Source organism: Haloarcula sp. NS06, assembly GCF_051122755.1.
Classification (GTDB): domain Archaea; phylum Halobacteriota; class Halobacteria; order Halobacteriales; family Haloarculaceae; genus Haloarcula.
Map to the genome: position 1 here is coordinate 190,739 of NZ_CP184846.1, position 16,341 is coordinate 207,079.

Genomic DNA, 16,341 nt, shown 5'->3' on the forward strand with positions numbered 1-16,341 from the left:
ATCGTAGTCTCATTTCGGAACCACCTCAATACGTGGTTCTATCCCTCGTGACCCTCTGTTGCAGCGGTTTCTGGTAGGGTGCATCAGTCGCGTCGTCTGGCAGGGAGTATTTATACCTATCTACTGTTTACATTATCCTCTGTTCAGAATAACGACAGAAGGGAAGCGAGAAGCCCTGACAAGATTAAAATCAGGGTTTATCATGTATGTACTGGCGGGATGGGATACAGTCGTGTGTATCCGGTATAGCAGTGCTTTACGCGGCGATTTCACTCGACTGTACTCCTACGGAAGAGCCATACAGTCGTCTGTATTTGATCGTTTCAGGTCGTTATTCACAGTCTTGTGGATATAGTTGGAAATCGAGTTGTATTGGCGTTCAACATTGCGATTGTCATGGCCACTGTGGCGCGGCGCTGGCGCGCGGTAGACATGAGCCGGATACTCAGGGCCGAGATGCGCAAAACCGTATCTGAGACAGATGAATATCTCGTGGAAGGTTCTCAGCGACTGTTCAACAGCGGTGAAACGCATAGCGCTCACTAATCGCACGGATTGCCGCTTGGCGAACGCCGTTACGGCGGAGGTCAAAATCACGACTATGACACGTGTCACGGTCTGGAACGAGAACGTCCACGAGCAAGAACACGAAGCTGTCGCGGACCTCTACCCCAACGGGATTCACGGCGCTATTGCCACAGCACTCGAAGAGCGCGGGTTCGACACGGAAACCGCGACACTTCAGGAACCCGAACACGGGCTCACCGAGGATGTACTGGCAGAAACGGATGTTCTGACCTGGTGGGGCCACGCCGCGCACGACGACGTTGCTGACGAGGTTGTCGCCCGAGTGAAAGAGCGGGTCCTCGACGGCATGGGGCTCATCGTCCTCCACTCGGGCCACTATTCCAAGATCTTCCGCGAACTGATGGGAACGACCTGCAGCCTCAAATGGCGCGAAGCCGCCGAAACCGAGCGGTTGTGGGTCGTCGAACCAGGTCACCCCATCACCGACGGCGTCGACGAGTACATCGAACTCCCAGAAACCGAGATGTACGGCGAGCGCTTTGACATCCCCGCGCCGGACACGCTCGTGTTCAACTCTTGGTTTGAGGGCGGCGAGGTGTTCCGGTCAGGCTGTTGCTACCGCCGCGGAGCGGGCCGAATATTCGATTTCCGCCCGGGCCACGAGACCTATCCGATTTACCACAACGACGCAGTCCAGCAGGTCCTCGCCAATGCCTGTGAGTGGGCCACGGCTGGGGACGGTCCGGAGCCATCGTTTGGCAACGCCGACCCGATTGAGGACATTGACGAAAGCGACGAGCGGTCGGTCCACTGATTTCGGCGTCGGGTTCAGCGGAACTAGATTCCGCCGAGGCGCATACTTTTTAATACTTCGTATACATTCGGATCTGGACTCGATGTCGTTACTGTGGAAACGCAGGCTGTGTTTTCTCCCGCCATCGTTCAGCGTTTCCCAGATGGTTTACATCGAGTTGCACCTCGGTCGGAAGTACCGATTCGAGATGATCGAACAGCGGATCAAGCGACGTTTCGACCGGTGACAGCACCCGCCACCGATACGCACCGCCGGTGCGTTCCGATTCGAAGACGACACCGTCGCCGATGTAATCGGTAACGACGGTGGGCACCGTACAACACCGGTCAGTCCGGGCGTGATACGTATATACAGTTCTGGCGGCCGGTTGGCAATCAAGAACCTGGTATTCTCGCGTCCCAGAACAGCCGCGTTCGTCGAGACACTCGTTACAGCGTGCGTCATCGAGAAACACCTCATCGAACGCGGAGATTGCGTCAGGGGGACCGTCTACGTGATCGATGCGCCACATGGCGTTTTCAGTCACCGTACACGTGGCGTTCCGGAGTCGTAGCGTCGGATACTCGTGAAACAGGTCCATAACCGGATCAGCACCCGCAGTGAACCTGAGGTTGAACTCGAACTCCTTCACAGCAAACACACTGCTCTGTGTTGCCATAGTGAATCAGTCGATAAAACTGTCGCACGGCTTCAGAATCTCGAACCTGCTGCAGCGACGAGGTAACGGCTCGCTGTCGCAGTTTACGGACCTGCTTAGCACCAGTTAGACCGGGGCGGATCAGTGTCGAACACGGCCCAGACACACGGGGCAACGGCCGGTAGAACGTTGCTGCATGGTTAGCAATGAGATAGACCCGTCCGGAACCGTTTCGGGGCCTACTCTTTGGGACCGAATACCGCGTCTGCATCGGCGGGCGTATCGAAGTCGTGGAAATGCTCTCCTTTCTCCTTTGTGAGAATGTTCAGGGCTGCCGCTGCACCGTCGCCAGCAGAGATAACCGCCTGCCACTCCTCGGCTCGGACCATTCCCCCTGTCGCGTAGGCGTCGTCAACACTCGTCTCCATCGTCACGTCCACGTCAACGACATCTTCAGCAGTCATCTCACAGCCAAGCGACGCAGCGAGGTCGCGGTTAGCACCCGTCGCGAGGACGAGGTAGTCTGCTTCATATGTCTCGTCCTCAGTTGTAGCCTCAAATCCGCCATCAGTTTGCTGCACGTCTGTCACTTCTGTACCCTGTTTTCGGTCGACACCGAAGCTATCCACCTGTGACCGGGCGGTTTCCATGAACGCAGACCCATCCTGAGAGCCTACCCCGAGATAGTTGAACAGATGTGCTTTGTGCATCCAGGTCCCATCAGTGTCGAAGACTGTCGTTTCCAGCCCGTTTTTTGTGCAAACAGTGCCGCGCTCAGGCCGGCGGGGCCGCCCCCGACGATGAGAACATCCGTCATGTTTCTGTAATTATATTCCATCGCTGGTAATTGTTTCCATCCAATAAAACGGTCAGTCGGATTCGGCAGACGGCATGAGAACGGTTTTCCACAGCCACCCCGAAGCGGTCATATGCGCGCAGCCATCTACCGTGGCCCTGGTGAGATTACCGTCGAAGAGGTTCCCCGACCGGAAATCGAATCGCCAACCGACGCGATTGTACGCGTGACTCACACGGCTGTCTGTGGCTCCGACCTCTGGTTCTATCGTGGCCAGAGCGACCGTGAAGAGGGGTCCCGCGTCGGCCACGAGCCGATGGGTATCGTTGAGGAAGTCGGAGACGACGTGCGCTCAGTCGAACCCGGCGACCGGGTGTTCGCCCCGTTCGTCATCAGCTGTGGCCGGTGTGAGTTCTGTCGGAAGGGACTGCACACGTCCTGTGTCAACGGCGATTCGTGGGGCGGCGACAACGGCGGCGGCCAGGGCGAGTACGTCCGGGCGACGGAGGCCGACGGGACGCTCGTCCGCGTCCCGGACCGCCACGCCGATGATGAAGACACGCTGGAAGCAATTCTGCCGCTGACAGACGTGATGGGAACCGGTCACCACGCGGCGGTGAGCGCCGGCGTCGGTGAAGGCGACACCTGTATTGTCGTTGGTGACGGCGCCGTCGGGCTGTGTGGCGTCCTCGCGGCGCGTCGCCTCGGGGCAGAACGCATCATTGCGATGGGCCACCACGAGGACCGTCTTGAACTCGCAGAGTCGTTCGGTGCGACCGAAACCATCGCCGCCCGTGGCCAAGATGCCGTGGACGCCGCGGATAACCTGACTAACGGCGGTGCAAACCACGTGCTCGAATGTGTCGGTGCGGCTTCGGCAATGGAGACCGCCATCGATGTCTGTCGGCCGGGCGGGACCGTCGGCTACGTCGGTGTCCCGCATGGCGTTGACGACTCCGGATTGGATGTGTTCTCTCTGTTCGGCGATAATATCGCGCTCAACGGCGGCGTGGCACCGGTTCGTGCCTACGCCGACGAACTACTGGCCGACGTGTTGCAGGGGACGCTTGACCCGTCGCCGATCTTCACGAAAACCGTCGATCTCGACGGCGTTCCAGAAGGATATCGGGCGATGGACGAGCGTGAGGCGATCAAAGTTCTCGTCAAGCTATAATCGGTTTTCGCTGGTTGGTAACCACACAAATCGCGGTATAACCCGTCAGACGTTCTGTCACTGTCGTAAAACAGTAGCCACGGAGAACCCTCTGTGTGGCCAGTGCCACTTGTGAAAGTGGACCCTGAATGGCGCTATACTAGCTTTCCGCACGACCGACACCGGGGGCTGTCGGCTGACGGGTCGTAAGCGAGCGCAACGTCGTTGCAGTGACGGCAATATCGGTCGGAGCCAGTGGTGTATGAGTGCGTGTTTCCTTCGTGTACTAGCATATGTTAGTAGATGACATGGTAGTATAAAACTTTTCTGGACAAGTCAATGTCTATATCCTTATATTCCCTATATACTGCTAACGATGCCGGATTTTTCATCCCATTCATCCAGATAATCTAGTGTATGCCTCAATACTGTCGTTCTAAGAGTTTGGATGGTATCAGCTAGATGTCGCCGTTCACGACGTCCGCGACCCGCTGGCGGTCGAATAGCTGCTCCTCCGGCGGAATCTCAGGATACGGCCCCTCAGTGTAGGTCGGCCACTCGCCAAACTGCTCCGGGTACAGTTGCTTTGCGGTCATCTCCAACTGGAAGAGATGCAGTATCGGGCCCTGATACCTCGCCCCCTGCGGATAGATACGGTCGTTCTGTACGGCCGTGATTTCCGATCCAACTGGGTCGGATTTGAACGCCTCCCGCCGCTCCGGAAGGCTCGTACTCGGTTCGAATCCACCGAGGTACAGAATTACGTCGGGGTCAGCCGCAAGTAGCGTCTCGAAGTCGACCACAGAGTTGGTCTCGACCGAGCCCTCGAAAGCGTCCCGTGCGCTGAATGGACGGGTATGCGCGGTCAGGAAGCCGGGGTTGTCAAGTGTGTACGCGTAGATCTCGTCAAGGTCAGCCGCGGCGATCATCACCGCCGACGGGCGCTCTGACTCGGGCGGTAAGTTTGCGTCGATGGTCGAGCGTATTTCGTCGTGGATAGCCGCGAGCGCCTCGTAGCGAGCCTGTTCCTGGAACGCCTCGGCCACGAGTTCGAACTGCTCCCAGAGGGTGTAGTACTCGTAGTCCGCCCATCCGGACGGCGGTTCGGCGTGCCGGTCACTCAGTGAGTTGCCGAACCAGGGTGAGACGTTGGTAGCGATCTCCTCGAAGTCCTCCCGACCCCAGTTATCCTGTTTGGCGATCCAGGCCGGGTCTGCTAAGTGGATATCGCTATCCAGTTCATACAGTTTCTCCTTGCTCGGCTTCCATGAGGAGTACAGCCCGGTCCAGTCCAGCGACACCCCCGGCAGCCGTTCGACGAACTGGTTCCATAGCCCACTGTAGTAATCTGGGGCGTGCATGGCCGTGACGGTATCCCCATGCCCCAGCGCGAACGCCATGTCGGCGTGGTGAGTAAGCCGCGTGAAAACGGTCTCCGGTGGCGAGTCAAACGTCACCGCTCCCACCGGTGACATCGACACGGAGTACGAGCCGTTGCCAGTGGGTGTGTCTGTCTCCACTTCGGACTCCGCCCGTGTGGCTCCAGCTCCCCCCTCGGCGTCGCTGGTACATCCCGCAAGTAGCCCGGCGCTAAGAACCGTTCCCCCGTACTTCACGTACTCTCTCCGCGTCGGTGTCTCGGTGTCTGTAGCGTCGTCAATCATTATTTTAGGCTAGCCTAAAAATTATATAATTGTTCCGGTTCACCGAGCCAGGACAATCCGATCTCAAGCGCAGACTCCAGCGTCCGTGTCAAGAACCCGTCGGCAGAGCTCGATTTCGTGGCCCCTATTCGGCAACGACTTCCTCGCGGTCCGGCTCGGCAGTATCGTCACCACCAGTGTGTTCGTCACCATCGTGGCGGGCCCGGATTGGGTTCACGCGCGGGCCATGGGGCGTGGCCGAGACCTCTGCCTCGATTTCGAAAACGTCCGCGAGTAGTTGCTCCGTCACGACGGCATCTGGCTTCCCCCTAGCCTGTATCTCACCGTTTTTGAGGGCGACCATCTGATCAGCGAGGCGAGCAGCCTGCTCGAGGTCATGGAGGACGACTACGATGGTGATATCACTCTCATCCCGGAGCGTTTCGATAATCTCCATGACCTCAAGCTGGTGGTGCAGGTCAAGGAACGTCGTCGGCTCATCGAGCAACAGCACGTCGGTGTCCTGTGCGAGAACCATCGCGATCCAGGCGAGCTGTTTCTGGCCGCCACTGAGGCTGCCGACTTCGCGCTCGCGGATGTGTCCACAGCCGGCCAGGTCAATCGCCCGTTCAACGGCGGCCTCGTCTTCCTCGGTGACACTGTCGAAGAACCCACGGTGTGGGTACCGACCGTGATACACCAGCTCCTCAACCGAGATACTGTTTGGTGACGTACTCTCCTGAGAGAGCAGCCCGAGCTTTCGAGCGATCGCTTTGGTCTCCAGCGTCTGGATGTCTTGCCCGTCCAGCAGTACCGATCCCGCATCCGGTTCGAGCTGATTGGCGAGGCCTTTCAGCAGCGTGCTCTTGCCCGACCCATTCGGGCCGACGAGCGCAGTCACGGCCCCAGGTTCGGCGGTGATCGATTCACCGTCGATGACCGGGTCATCCGTTCCAGAGTAGGAGAGTACCACATCGTCGCCGACCAGCGGCCGGTCCTGGTGACTGGAATGAGACCCAGTAGGGGTGTTATTTGTCGTGGCGATACCATCCGAGTTAGTATTGTTCTGTGACATTAGATCTCACCCATCTGTTCCTGTCGCCGCATCAAGTAGAGGAAGTACGGGCCGCCGACGACGCCGGTGACGACGCCGACCGGAACCTGCGCGGGGTTCAAAGCCAGCCGTGCACCGACATCTGCAACAACCATCAGCGCCGGACCGACGAACACGCAGCCGATGAGGAGCCGGCGGTAGTCGCTCCCGACGATGAGTCGGACGATGTGTGGAACCACGAGGCCGAAGAACCCGATGATCCCCGCAACGGAGATTGCCGTACTGGCAGCCAGAATAGCAACTCCAGACAGCATGAACCGGACCCGCTCAACACTCATCCCGAGCGAGCGTGCGGTCTCCTCGCCGAGCAGGAGGAGATTCAATTGTCGTGCGCCGGCCAGCGCGAGTAGCGTCGCGGCCAGCGTCGGAATAATAGCGATTCGGAACTCTTCCCAGCCGACACCCGTGAGCGAACCGGTAATCCAAGCCAGTGCTGACTGGACAACGCCCAGATCGTCGGCGAAGAAGAACAGCCCCCGCTGGAGGGAGGTAAACACCATGTTGACGATGACACCGGCCAAGACCAGTCTAACCGGACTCGTTCCGCCCTTCCACGCAATCATGTATACGAGCAGGAACGCGATGGAACCACCGACCGCGGCAAACAGCGGGAGGAACGGGGCGAGACTGCTGAACAGAACGAGAGTCAGCAGTACGGTGAGTCCTGCCCCAGAACTCACGCCCAGCACGAACGGACTTGCCAGTTCGTTTCGCGTTACGGCCTGGAATATCGCCCCGGAGACGGCGAGACACATCCCCGCAAGCACGGCGACGATTACCCGCGGCATCCGGATGTTCCAGACAATGAGCGTCCGTTTCGGCAGTTCGGGAAGCTCGGCCCCGAGGAAAAACGACTGCCATGCCTGAACGCTGAACCACACCTTCGGATCGAACACGGCCTGCCACGCCTCGAGGATCGTCATCGAGTACGCTCCGAAGCTCACCTGAAGGAGACCGGCCCCGAAGGCGACGGCAACGCTCGCAACACACAGCCCGAACAGAGACCCGTCGAGAGTGTCGAGCCAAGATCTGGCTCGTGACCACGCATCGGTGGCCCTCCGTGTCTCGCTGGCCATTACTCGCTCACCTCCGCGCGTCCGTCGCTTGCGCCGAGATAGTCCCGGATCGTTTCGTCGTCCATCGCATCGAGAACAGCGGTCTGGTCGAGCCCCGAAACGACCGCCGCAGGGTCTAGGTAGCCCGCTAGCGCTTCCTGGCCTGTTTCGGTCCGGGCAACTATCTCGTCGGAGGTGATATACGCCGACCGCCGTTCATCGATGGCCGCCGCACGGACCCGCTGGAAGCGGTCCGAGTCCGACTCGACGGGGGCATCCTCGGCGTACCGGTCGTCGAAATATTCGACCCAGGTTGCTCGTTCAGTCCATTCGTCGTCTAGCTCGGCCTCACGGCGGACCCAGTCCACGCCGTCAGCGACAGCCTCCCACCAGCCGTCGTCAATTCTCGCATCCGCGATTACCCGACGTGCGACCCGCGCACCCCGGCCGGCCGCAATAATCGCCTGCATATCCGCCGCCTCGGACGGTGACGCAACGTAGAGACCCGGAACCGGTGTCGTGCCGTCCGCATCAGCATACTCGCGGTCGAAGGTCTCGCGTTCCTCGCCATCGTGTTCGTGCGTCTCGAACATCGCCGCGTCGTCGTCCAAGCCCCGCATATACTCGCCGTTGTAGCGGGTTGCCGCGATGACACGACGAGTCGTGGCTGTCTCCCCGTCCTGCATCTCGACGACAAACCCCTCCCCATCATCGGTTCTGTCGAGCGAGTCGACCAGCTCAGAGACGACTGTACAGCCGGCGGTTTCGGCGTGGTCCTGAATACGGTCGTACAGCGTCTCTATATCGATGCCGTCCGGGAAGCCGAGGTAGTTTTCGAGGTAGGCACAGCGCTTGAGGGACGAGCGGCCGCGGTCGTAGATAGCCGTATCGAGGTCCGCTCTGGCCGTGAACACACCCGCCGCACAACCCGACGGGCCGCCCCCAACGATGATCACATCACGGTCGAACGTCGTCCCCGTTTGGTTCCCCACTGACACCATAGTCACGACGCTCCGTTCAGTGTCTGTGGCACCGACAGTCGATGTGACTGTGCAGAGGTGCTGGTCGATTCGTTTAACATACTGTTTAGGCCACCCTAAATGGATAAAGCGTTTTCGAAGTTTAGGCAGACCGAACATAATGTAAGCTATCTGCTGTTTCGGTCAGAACGGCACGTCTGGCTGAGCGAATTTGAGAAGTGAGGAAGTCGTATCAAGAAGCGTTCCTACCGACAGCTCAGTCGCCGGCTGCCACTCGAAGCTCGGGGAAGTATCGACCGTGAAAGTCGAACGGGGCTGCGTGGGGAAGCGACGCCTTGGCGCGCTCCTCGAACGTCTGACCATCGAGTACGAGTAGCCGGGACCGGTCGGCGTCTGCGTCCAGCGCAACGACTAGCACCACGCCGTCATCCTCGGTGTCGCCGTCGGGTGCGGGGACGAACACCGGCTCACCGAAGTAGTCCCCGCCGTCGTCGAACGTCTCGACAGTACCTGTGTCTGTGTCGAGTTTCAGGACGTGTCGGGCCCACTCGGTGATGGGCGTATCCATCCCCATCGCGTACACGTAGCGGTGCGGGCGACACCATCGAGACGGTGAAACGGTCGGCAGCGCGCTGCCGTCAGGGTACAGCATCTCGCGTGAGACCGTCGTATCGGCATCGCCGTATCGCGTCACACCACTTCCGGTACCAAGGTCCACGGTGAACCGCTCGATGCGGCCGACGATAGCGCCCATCTCGCCCGCACGGAGATTATCCAAATACAGCGAGTCGATGGTCGTCGCGTCTGGTACTGTTTCGAGGTCGAACACAAGTTCCCTGCCGCCGGCTCGCTCGAACGCGTTGACGTGGTGGAACCCGAACACGGCGTCGATGACCGGCTTAGCGACGACGGTCCCCGTAGTGCGCTCCATGACGATGATTCGTGTCCCGCGGTCGGGTTCCCACTCGAACTGCTCAATGAAGGGTGCCTGTCGGCCAGGCTTGAGAAACCGTCGTGGGTCAAGCCGGAGTGGGAACTCCGTTAATACGACATACCGGGGTGTGAGCGCGAAGCTGTGCATATACGTCGGCTGGTCGGTGTCGACGCTCCCGATGTGTTTCCGGGTTCCATCGGGCGACATAGCACTGACGTGGTACTGGCTGGTCCGTCCGAACGCCGTGTCGACGTTCACGAGGACACCGCTCGTCGGGTCGCGTTTGACGTGGGCACAGGAGAGTTGCCCTGTCGGCACATCGTCGTCGTGTTCGAGGTGGCCTGTCGTTTCGAGCGTGTTCGGGTCGAAACGCACCTTGCGGGGCGATTCGGTCAAGGCGAAGTACTCGCCACCAAACCGCTCGGCGATAATGTTCGTGTTGTCGTACGGGTCAGTCAGGAACGTCGCCAGCCGCGAGCGAAGCGTCGTCTCGCCGGTCGCAAAGCCGCCCTCAAACTCACCGCTCGTCGCCGCCTCGTACGCGTCCGTCCGGAGGAAGCTGTTCCGGTAGTGCACGGCGTCACTGTCGGGGTCAAAGGTGAACCGGTACAGCATCGCGAATCCGTCGAACCAGTGGTCGACACTGCTACCGTTTGGAAGGGAGAACGCGCCGGGTCCGTTCCGGATAAGACTGCCGCGGAGCCAGTCCGGGAGGCCACCGGTCACGGGTATCGATGTTGCTGTCTCGTCGTGTAGCGAGTGGAACCCAGGGTGAGAAGTCATACCGGTACAATGGGTGACAGGGGCTAAGCCCTGACGCCCATGCTATCAGGGTATCACTCCCGTGTCGTGTACGCGTTCCCGCTGACGACGACGCAGTCGTCCTGTGGTCCGTACGGTCGGTACGACGGCGAGTCTGTTCGGCGACGGCGTAGCGACCGGAGTACGTCGGCTTTCACCCACGCGAAGCCGACCACAATTACGGCGAAGCCGGCGACGGTCACCGGGCCGAGTGTTTCACCGAGCAGGAGCCAGCCGCTGATAGCCGTCACTGCTGGGACTACGTAGGAAACCAAGCTGGTTTCAGCGGCCCCGACTGTGCTGATCAGGCGGAAGTAGAGGAGGAACCCGATTGCGCTGGCGACGATGCCGAGATACGCGATCGCGGCTATCTGTTCGAGCCCAACGGTGACGGTTCCGAGTCGCTCCGAGGGCAGCCCCGCACTGACAACGTGCAGGATGCCCGCACCGAGCAGCGTCATCCAAGCCTGCATGCTCACGAGCGGGAGTGAACTGGTGTAGCGTTCGGTCAGGACTGCGCCGACGGCGAAGGCCACAGCCGAACCGATGAGGAGGGCGACGCCGAGCAGTCGGCCACCGACCGCTCCCGGTGTGGGGTTCGCAATGATAACTACGCCGATGAACCCACAGACGGTGCCGATGAGTTCGTGCGGTCGAGCCCTGTAGCTCGGTATCAGCGTCGATGCGAACGCCGGTGTCACAACCGGCGTGAGACTGAGCAGGATTGCGCCGAAGGAACTCGGGACGTACTGCTGTCCAAGGAACAAGAGCGCGAAGTGTGCGCCGATGAGGACAGTCCCGCCGATGAGAATCAGCGACCAGTCATCGCGAGTCTGTGGGCGCAGTGACCGGCCGCGCCAGAGGGCATAGCCAAGCAGGACGACTGCAGCAATATCGTGTCGGACAGCTGCCAACAGCACCGGCGGGACGCTTTCGAGACCAGTCTTGATCGCCACAAAGGAAAGTCCCCAGATGAGTGCGAGCGCAGCAAACAGCAAGCCAATATGTCGTGTCGAGCGTGTCATTCCAGTAGAGATCAACTATATGTGCTGGAGGAGTATGAAGCTTCTATCGCCACTGTGACGCACACGCACGGCCTCTACGGCCACGTCTGCTGTTCAGAAATTCCCGAGAACAGTGTGTATCCGCAGTGCTATCGAAGCCAGTTGTACCGAGACGTATCGTTCTCCTCGACTCCGTACCACGGAGTTCTCATTCGGCCACCGAACAGTCTTTCAGCTCACTGTCAGTAGCGTCAAAAACGAGGGTGATGCCCACGTCGGCAGTCCCGAACGGATGCTCCGGATCAGCATCCAAGTATGACCCGAGTCAGGTCGACATCGTATCGAAATGCCAGCCCGGGTCGGTCCCAGTTTCGTCAATGTGCTCGGACCGGCACGCCGGACAGCAGTCAGGGACAGCAGTTTCAGACCGGGGAACGTACACCGCGCCGTCACACTCCACACAGGCGTCCGCGACGACTGTCACGCAGTCTGCACAGAGATTGAAGTCGTCGACTGTGAGGTCTCGCAGGGGTTCGAGTTGTTTGTCCAAGAGGTACTCGTCGATAGCCGCCTGACAGTTTTGGCACAGTTGCATAGCGATCCAAATTGACCCATGATACCGTGACACAAATAGTTGCTGCCCGGTTATCGATTGTGAATGTACCGACGGCTAGCTGTTCGAGGACAGCACCACGAGAAAGTGACAGATACAGGTGAGGGCTACGGCGCACGGAACACGCGAATGGTGTCTCGGGACGTCGGTTCTCGAATGAGTTGCGCGAACCCGAGTTCTGAGAATACCTGCTTCCAGTTGCGGTGATACAGTGGGAAATCGTCGTCGACGTAACTCACGTCTGTGTCTTCGCGTCCGCGTTCGGGGCTGTTGCCTTCGTTTTCGGCGATAACGAGGAGGTCGCCAGCGATGCGGGCGATCTCTTCGAACACCCATGCGTCATCGGGGTGGATGTGCTGGAGCGTTTCAACCGAGTAGACGACATCGAAGGCGTCGTCCTCGAACTCGGTGACGATATCTTCGAGGGCACCGGTGTGGAACGTCCCCGAATCCGCGAGCCGAGGGTGGTGCTCGGCCATCACGTCGAAGGATTCCTCGTTGATGTCGATACCAGTGAGATTCCCGTATCCGCTGGTCTGCAGGTGTGCCAAATGGCGGCCCGAGCCACAGCCCAGTTCGAGGATCCGGGCGTCGTCGTGGACGTAGTGGTCGAGTACGTTGACCAGCGTCTCACTCACCTCATTCGGTCCGATCTCAGCGTAGTACGCCGGCGAGAACTTCCCGGAGCGGGAGGCCCAGTCGTCTCGAACATCGTCCGGGTCCATACCCACTGTACACCGTTGCGGAATAAATGTACCACGAAGTGCGCGTCGGACAGCCGTGGGCGCGGGTAAGGGGTCTCACAGTTCTGCAAGTGGCCATCCTGCCAGACTGATAGCCGGTAAAACTGCCAGTGACGTGGCCTATGACTCGTGCTGGAGCAATCGGTCAGCCCGCGTTTCGAGTTCGGTCTCGTCAATCTCGCCCGATGCGTACTGTTGTTTGAGCGTCTCCAGCGAATCCGGCTCGGCAGTTGCCTCGCCCTGTAGCTGTACGTACAGCAAAGCGCCGACCGCCACAGCACCGATGATGAACGCTACGAGCAACAGCCACCAGCCGCCGGGGGCCATGCCCATGCCCGTTGCCCCGCCGTGGGGGCCCATCGGTCCATGCTGGAGTAGCGCAGTTGTTGGCGAAAGCATCTGGGACACCTCTGTTTGTAGATACTGCCTTCACGGCATAATTACGGTCGCTGGTTCCCGCAGACTGAGAACGCAAACCGCGACGAAGAGCAACGAACGCAGCACTACAAGGGGTCGATAGACGCCACTGCTAGTGGCTTGCGGCACCGGTGTCACCCGACTCGGAATTCACGTCCGCACCAGTCGTCGATTCGAAGTTCGTACGGCGTCGTCGTCGATGTATCGTCCCAGCTGACTGGGTTGGGGGCGAACTGTGTGTTGCTGGCCAACGAGGCAAGGGCCGGCTCTACATCGCTGTACGTCGTCTCTACCAGCTCACCCGTGACCACGACGCTTCGCCAGACCGATTTGGGTTCGGTCTCCTCATACACCATGAACCCGACGGTGGCGTCCGCGGTTAGATAGCGATGTTTCTGGCTATCGTCGCTCTCTGACAGGTGAAACGCCAAGCTATCCGTCGCCGGGTCATACCCGAACGCGACCGGGAACGGATACGGGGCCGCCCCCGTTGGGCTGGACAGTGCTAGCACGCCGATTCCATTGTCAGTGAGGACATCAACGACCGCTTCGTCACGTAATTCTTGCATCCCGAATCCAATGTTGACTGGTAGCTACTTGGAAAGCAAACCGCATTTTCACTCGGTGGGAACGTGAGAGTTGCTTTTCAAATAATGGGTAACAGAACAGGTATGGGAACAGATTCGACGGGGAACTTCGCCGAGTGGGATGAAGAACGGTACAGCACAAATGTCGAGCGGTTCGATGAGCAGCACAAGCGCCTGTTCGGGCTGCTGAACGACCTCCACACGGCGATGAACGAGGGCCATTCCGAGGAGGAGGTCGGTGACATTCTCCGGGAACTCGAACGTTACACAGAGTACCATTTCGGTGACGAAGAGGAGTTCATGCAGAACTGTGGCTACGCTATGGACTGCAGCGACTGTTTCTACAACCATCGTGAAATGCACGAAGAGTTCGCCGGAAAAGTACAGGAACTCCGCAAGAAACACGAGAACGGGGAGTACGTCACGATGGAGGTCCTGACAGTCGCCCGGGACTGGCTCGATGCACACATCGCCGCCGGCGACGAGGACCAGAACTACGCTGACTACTTCCAGACCGAGGTCAGCGACGACTACGAGTACGAACCCGGGCAGCTCTATCATGACCGGACGGTATCAGAAGACCCCGTCCCAGTTGACCGCCAGAGCGAGGACGCCGGCGTGCGCCTCGACAGCGACATCTACGACGGAGGCTCGCTTTCGGTCCCGGACGGGTCAGTAGCGGCCTGGTTCGAGGACATCGTTTCGGACCACGGGGACCGGACCGCGGCGCTCGTCCCAGATGACGACGAGTTCGTCGAGCGGAGTTTCGAGGAGCTGGCCGAGCGGGCGAAGGCAGTCGCGGGCGGACTCCTCGCGACGGAACTGCGCCCCGGGGACCGACTGGCAATCAGAGCACAGTCTCAGTACAAATGGTCGGTGCTCGACCTGGCCTGTCACTTCGCCGGGCTGGTCCCGGTCGCACTCTACCCGTCTGCGAGCGACGACCGAGCAGCCCAGATTATCGAACGGACCGGCGCAACCGGACTCGTGGCAGCAGGAGACGTGGCCGAAGACCTCGCGATGGCTGTCGGGACCGTGCTCGATTTCGAGGACTTACCGACCGAGGAGGCGAGAGTGCTACCCGGCCTGCAGACTGACGGCGACGGGGTTGCAACAGTCGCGTTCGACGTGGCTTCCCCCGCAGAGAAGGCCGGCTGTGCGCTGACACACCGAAACCTCTTGGCTGCCGCAGAGAGCCTCCGCGAGGCGCTTCCTACCGGCCCCGAAGCGACTGGGACCTGTTCGCTTCCGCTGGCGCACATCTACCAGCGTGTTTCGACGTACTATCTCTGGGCGACCGGGAGCGCCGTCGCCTACCTTGGGGCCGAGGACTTCGTCGACCAGCTCGCGGCCGTCAACCCCAACGTGCTCGTCGGTGTCCCGAAGATGTACCAGCAGCTCTACGGGACGATACAGGACCGTCTCGGCGACATGGGCTGGATGAAACGGAAGGTCGGCGGTCGAGTGGCGTCCTACGGAGAGGGAATCGTCGAGGGACGGGGAACGCCGCTGAAATACAGAGCCGCCAACCGGCTCGTGTACAAGCCGCTGCGGCAAGAAGCGGGGCTATCAAACCTTACCTACGCTCTCTCCGGGACTGGTCGACTCGACGATCATCTGCTGTACTTCTTCCGGGGGCTTGGCGTTCCAATATGCGAACTATACGGCTCCGTCGGAACAACCGGTGTCGGCGCGCTGAACCCGGCAGAATCCTTCGTCCAGGGGTCAATTGGCGACCCGATGCCAGGGGTTGAAATCGCTGTCTCCGAAAACAGAGAACTACTGGTCCGCGGGCCGACCGTCCTCGGTGGGTTCCTTGACAACGACCGGACTGGCGCACAGACGCTCCGAGACGACTGGTACCATACCAATGAAGTCGGGGAAGTAGGACCGGACGGCAAATTGTCGCTCGCCGAGTGAGCGCTGGCGGTAAGCAGACTCGATTGTCGCGTAATCAAACGGTATCGCGGCTAGGCCGAGTCAGACGAACCGAAACCCGAGTGCCACGAGCGGCACGAGAACGAGCAGATACGCAGCTGCCGAGATAGCCCAGTCACGTCGGATATCCGGAATCCGGGCCGACGGCAGTCGGGATCGCGGGAGCACGACGAAGACGAAGAAACCGATCATCAGCGTGTACAGGACAACGGCAGCGAGGACCGCCGCGAGTATCGATGGCCCGCTCAGCAGCCCTTCGCTGGTGAAAAGTACCCAGACGAACAGCGGGCCAGTTAGCCAGCCGGCGATGTAGTGGACCACGCTCGCGAGCCGTCCGGGGGCCTTCTGCGGGGCGCTATCGGTCAATACACCGGAGGCAATGAACGGCGGTGTTTCGCCTTCCGGTAGTCTGGCCATCACCAGATCCATCACAACCGTCGCGACGACACCGGCGGCCACCCCAATCACAAATCTCAGTGACACTGTAAGCGCCGTGACGAGAGGTACCGACTCCATGTAACACTGAGAGGACGGGGCTGTATTTTGTCTGACGATTCAGGCTGACAGTGATACCGATTTGTTGG

Annotated in this window: 15 protein-coding genes and 1 pseudogene; 3 read left to right on the forward strand and 13 right to left on the reverse strand. The window is 60.0% G+C overall.

Annotated features, from left to right (window positions below):
• Positions 1-601 precede the first annotated feature (601 nt).
• Entirely contained in the window at positions 602-1,342 is a 741-nt protein-coding gene (locus ACODNH_RS22580) for a ThuA domain-containing protein (protein ID WP_434531901.1), read from the forward strand.
• 88 nt (positions 1,343-1,430) lie between these two features.
• Here ACODNH_RS22580 and ACODNH_RS22585 read toward each other — a convergent pair whose 3' ends face one another.
• Positions 1,431-2,000 (reverse strand): hypothetical protein, encoded by a 570-nt coding sequence (locus ACODNH_RS22585; RefSeq protein ID WP_434531902.1) that lies wholly within the window; start codon positions 1,998-2,000, stop codon positions 1,431-1,433.
• A gap of 218 nt (positions 2,001-2,218) precedes the next feature.
• A pseudogene (locus ACODNH_RS22590) lies at positions 2,219-2,796 on the reverse strand (FAD-dependent oxidoreductase).
• A 112-nt stretch (positions 2,797-2,908) separates the two neighbouring features.
• Between ACODNH_RS22590 and ACODNH_RS22595 the strand changes: the two are divergent.
• Positions 2,909-3,949 (forward strand): zinc-dependent alcohol dehydrogenase family protein, encoded by a 1,041-nt coding sequence (locus ACODNH_RS22595; protein ID WP_434531903.1) that lies wholly within the window; start codon positions 2,909-2,911, stop codon positions 3,947-3,949.
• Between the two features lie 437 nt (positions 3,950-4,386).
• Here the strand turns inward: ACODNH_RS22595 and ACODNH_RS22600 are convergent, their stop codons facing one another.
• From ACODNH_RS22600 to ACODNH_RS22645, 10 genes are all read right to left on the reverse strand, one after another.
• Positions 4,387-5,592, reverse strand: coding sequence for an ABC transporter substrate-binding protein (locus ACODNH_RS22600; protein ID WP_434531904.1), 1,206 nt, complete (start codon positions 5,590-5,592; stop codon positions 4,387-4,389).
• 124 nt (positions 5,593-5,716) lie between these two features.
• A complete protein-coding gene (locus tag ACODNH_RS22605; protein ID WP_306710942.1) occupies positions 5,717-6,646 on the reverse strand; it encodes an ABC transporter ATP-binding protein in 930 nt (309 codons plus the stop codon).
• Entirely contained in the window at positions 6,646-7,761 is a 1,116-nt protein-coding gene (locus ACODNH_RS22610; protein WP_306710940.1) for a FecCD family ABC transporter permease, read from the reverse strand. Before ACODNH_RS22610 ends, ACODNH_RS22605 begins: the two co-directional genes overlap by 1 nt.
• The gene (locus tag ACODNH_RS22615) at positions 7,761-8,741 is read right to left on the reverse strand and encodes an NAD(P)/FAD-dependent oxidoreductase (RefSeq protein ID WP_434531905.1); all 981 of its coding nucleotides are present in this window, start codon (positions 8,739-8,741) and stop codon (positions 7,761-7,763) included. Before ACODNH_RS22615 ends, ACODNH_RS22610 begins: the two co-directional genes overlap by 1 nt.
• A gap of 235 nt (positions 8,742-8,976) precedes the next feature.
• Positions 8,977-10,437, reverse strand: coding sequence for a carotenoid oxygenase family protein (locus ACODNH_RS22620; protein WP_306710935.1), 1,461 nt, complete (start codon positions 10,435-10,437; stop codon positions 8,977-8,979).
• A 53-nt stretch (positions 10,438-10,490) separates the two neighbouring features.
• Positions 10,491-11,480 carry a DMT family transporter gene (locus ACODNH_RS22625; RefSeq protein ID WP_306710933.1) on the reverse strand — a complete coding sequence of 330 codons (990 nt, stop codon included), beginning with the start codon at positions 11,478-11,480 and terminating at the stop codon, positions 10,491-10,493.
• Between the two features lie 304 nt (positions 11,481-11,784).
• Positions 11,785-12,054 carry a DUF7571 family protein gene (locus tag ACODNH_RS22630; RefSeq protein ID WP_005532887.1) on the reverse strand — a complete coding sequence of 90 codons (270 nt, stop codon included), beginning with the start codon at positions 12,052-12,054 and terminating at the stop codon, positions 11,785-11,787.
• Positions 12,055-12,179: 125 nt separating this feature from the next.
• Positions 12,180-12,797 (reverse strand): class I SAM-dependent methyltransferase, encoded by a 618-nt coding sequence (locus ACODNH_RS22635; RefSeq protein ID WP_434531754.1) that lies wholly within the window; start codon positions 12,795-12,797, stop codon positions 12,180-12,182.
• A 138-nt stretch (positions 12,798-12,935) separates the two neighbouring features.
• Positions 12,936-13,214: an SHOCT domain-containing protein gene (locus ACODNH_RS22640; protein ID WP_434531755.1), complete on the reverse strand. Its 279-nt coding sequence runs from the start codon at positions 13,212-13,214 to the stop codon at positions 12,936-12,938.
• 152 nt (positions 13,215-13,366) lie between these two features.
• Positions 13,367-13,801, reverse strand: a complete 435-nt coding sequence (locus tag ACODNH_RS22645; protein WP_434531756.1) for a pyridoxamine 5'-phosphate oxidase family protein — start codon at positions 13,799-13,801, stop codon at positions 13,367-13,369.
• Between the two features lie 102 nt (positions 13,802-13,903).
• On the opposite strand from ACODNH_RS22645, the gene ACODNH_RS22650 reads away from it, so the two are divergent.
• The gene (locus tag ACODNH_RS22650; RefSeq protein WP_434531757.1) at positions 13,904-15,739 is read left to right on the forward strand and encodes a bacteriohemerythrin; all 1,836 of its coding nucleotides are present in this window, start codon (positions 13,904-13,906) and stop codon (positions 15,737-15,739) included.
• Between the two features lie 60 nt (positions 15,740-15,799).
• Here ACODNH_RS22650 and ACODNH_RS22655 read toward each other — a convergent pair whose 3' ends face one another.
• A complete protein-coding gene (locus ACODNH_RS22655) occupies positions 15,800-16,273 on the reverse strand; it encodes a hypothetical protein (protein ID WP_306710921.1) in 474 nt (157 codons plus the stop codon).
• Positions 16,274-16,341: the final 68 nt, after the last annotated feature.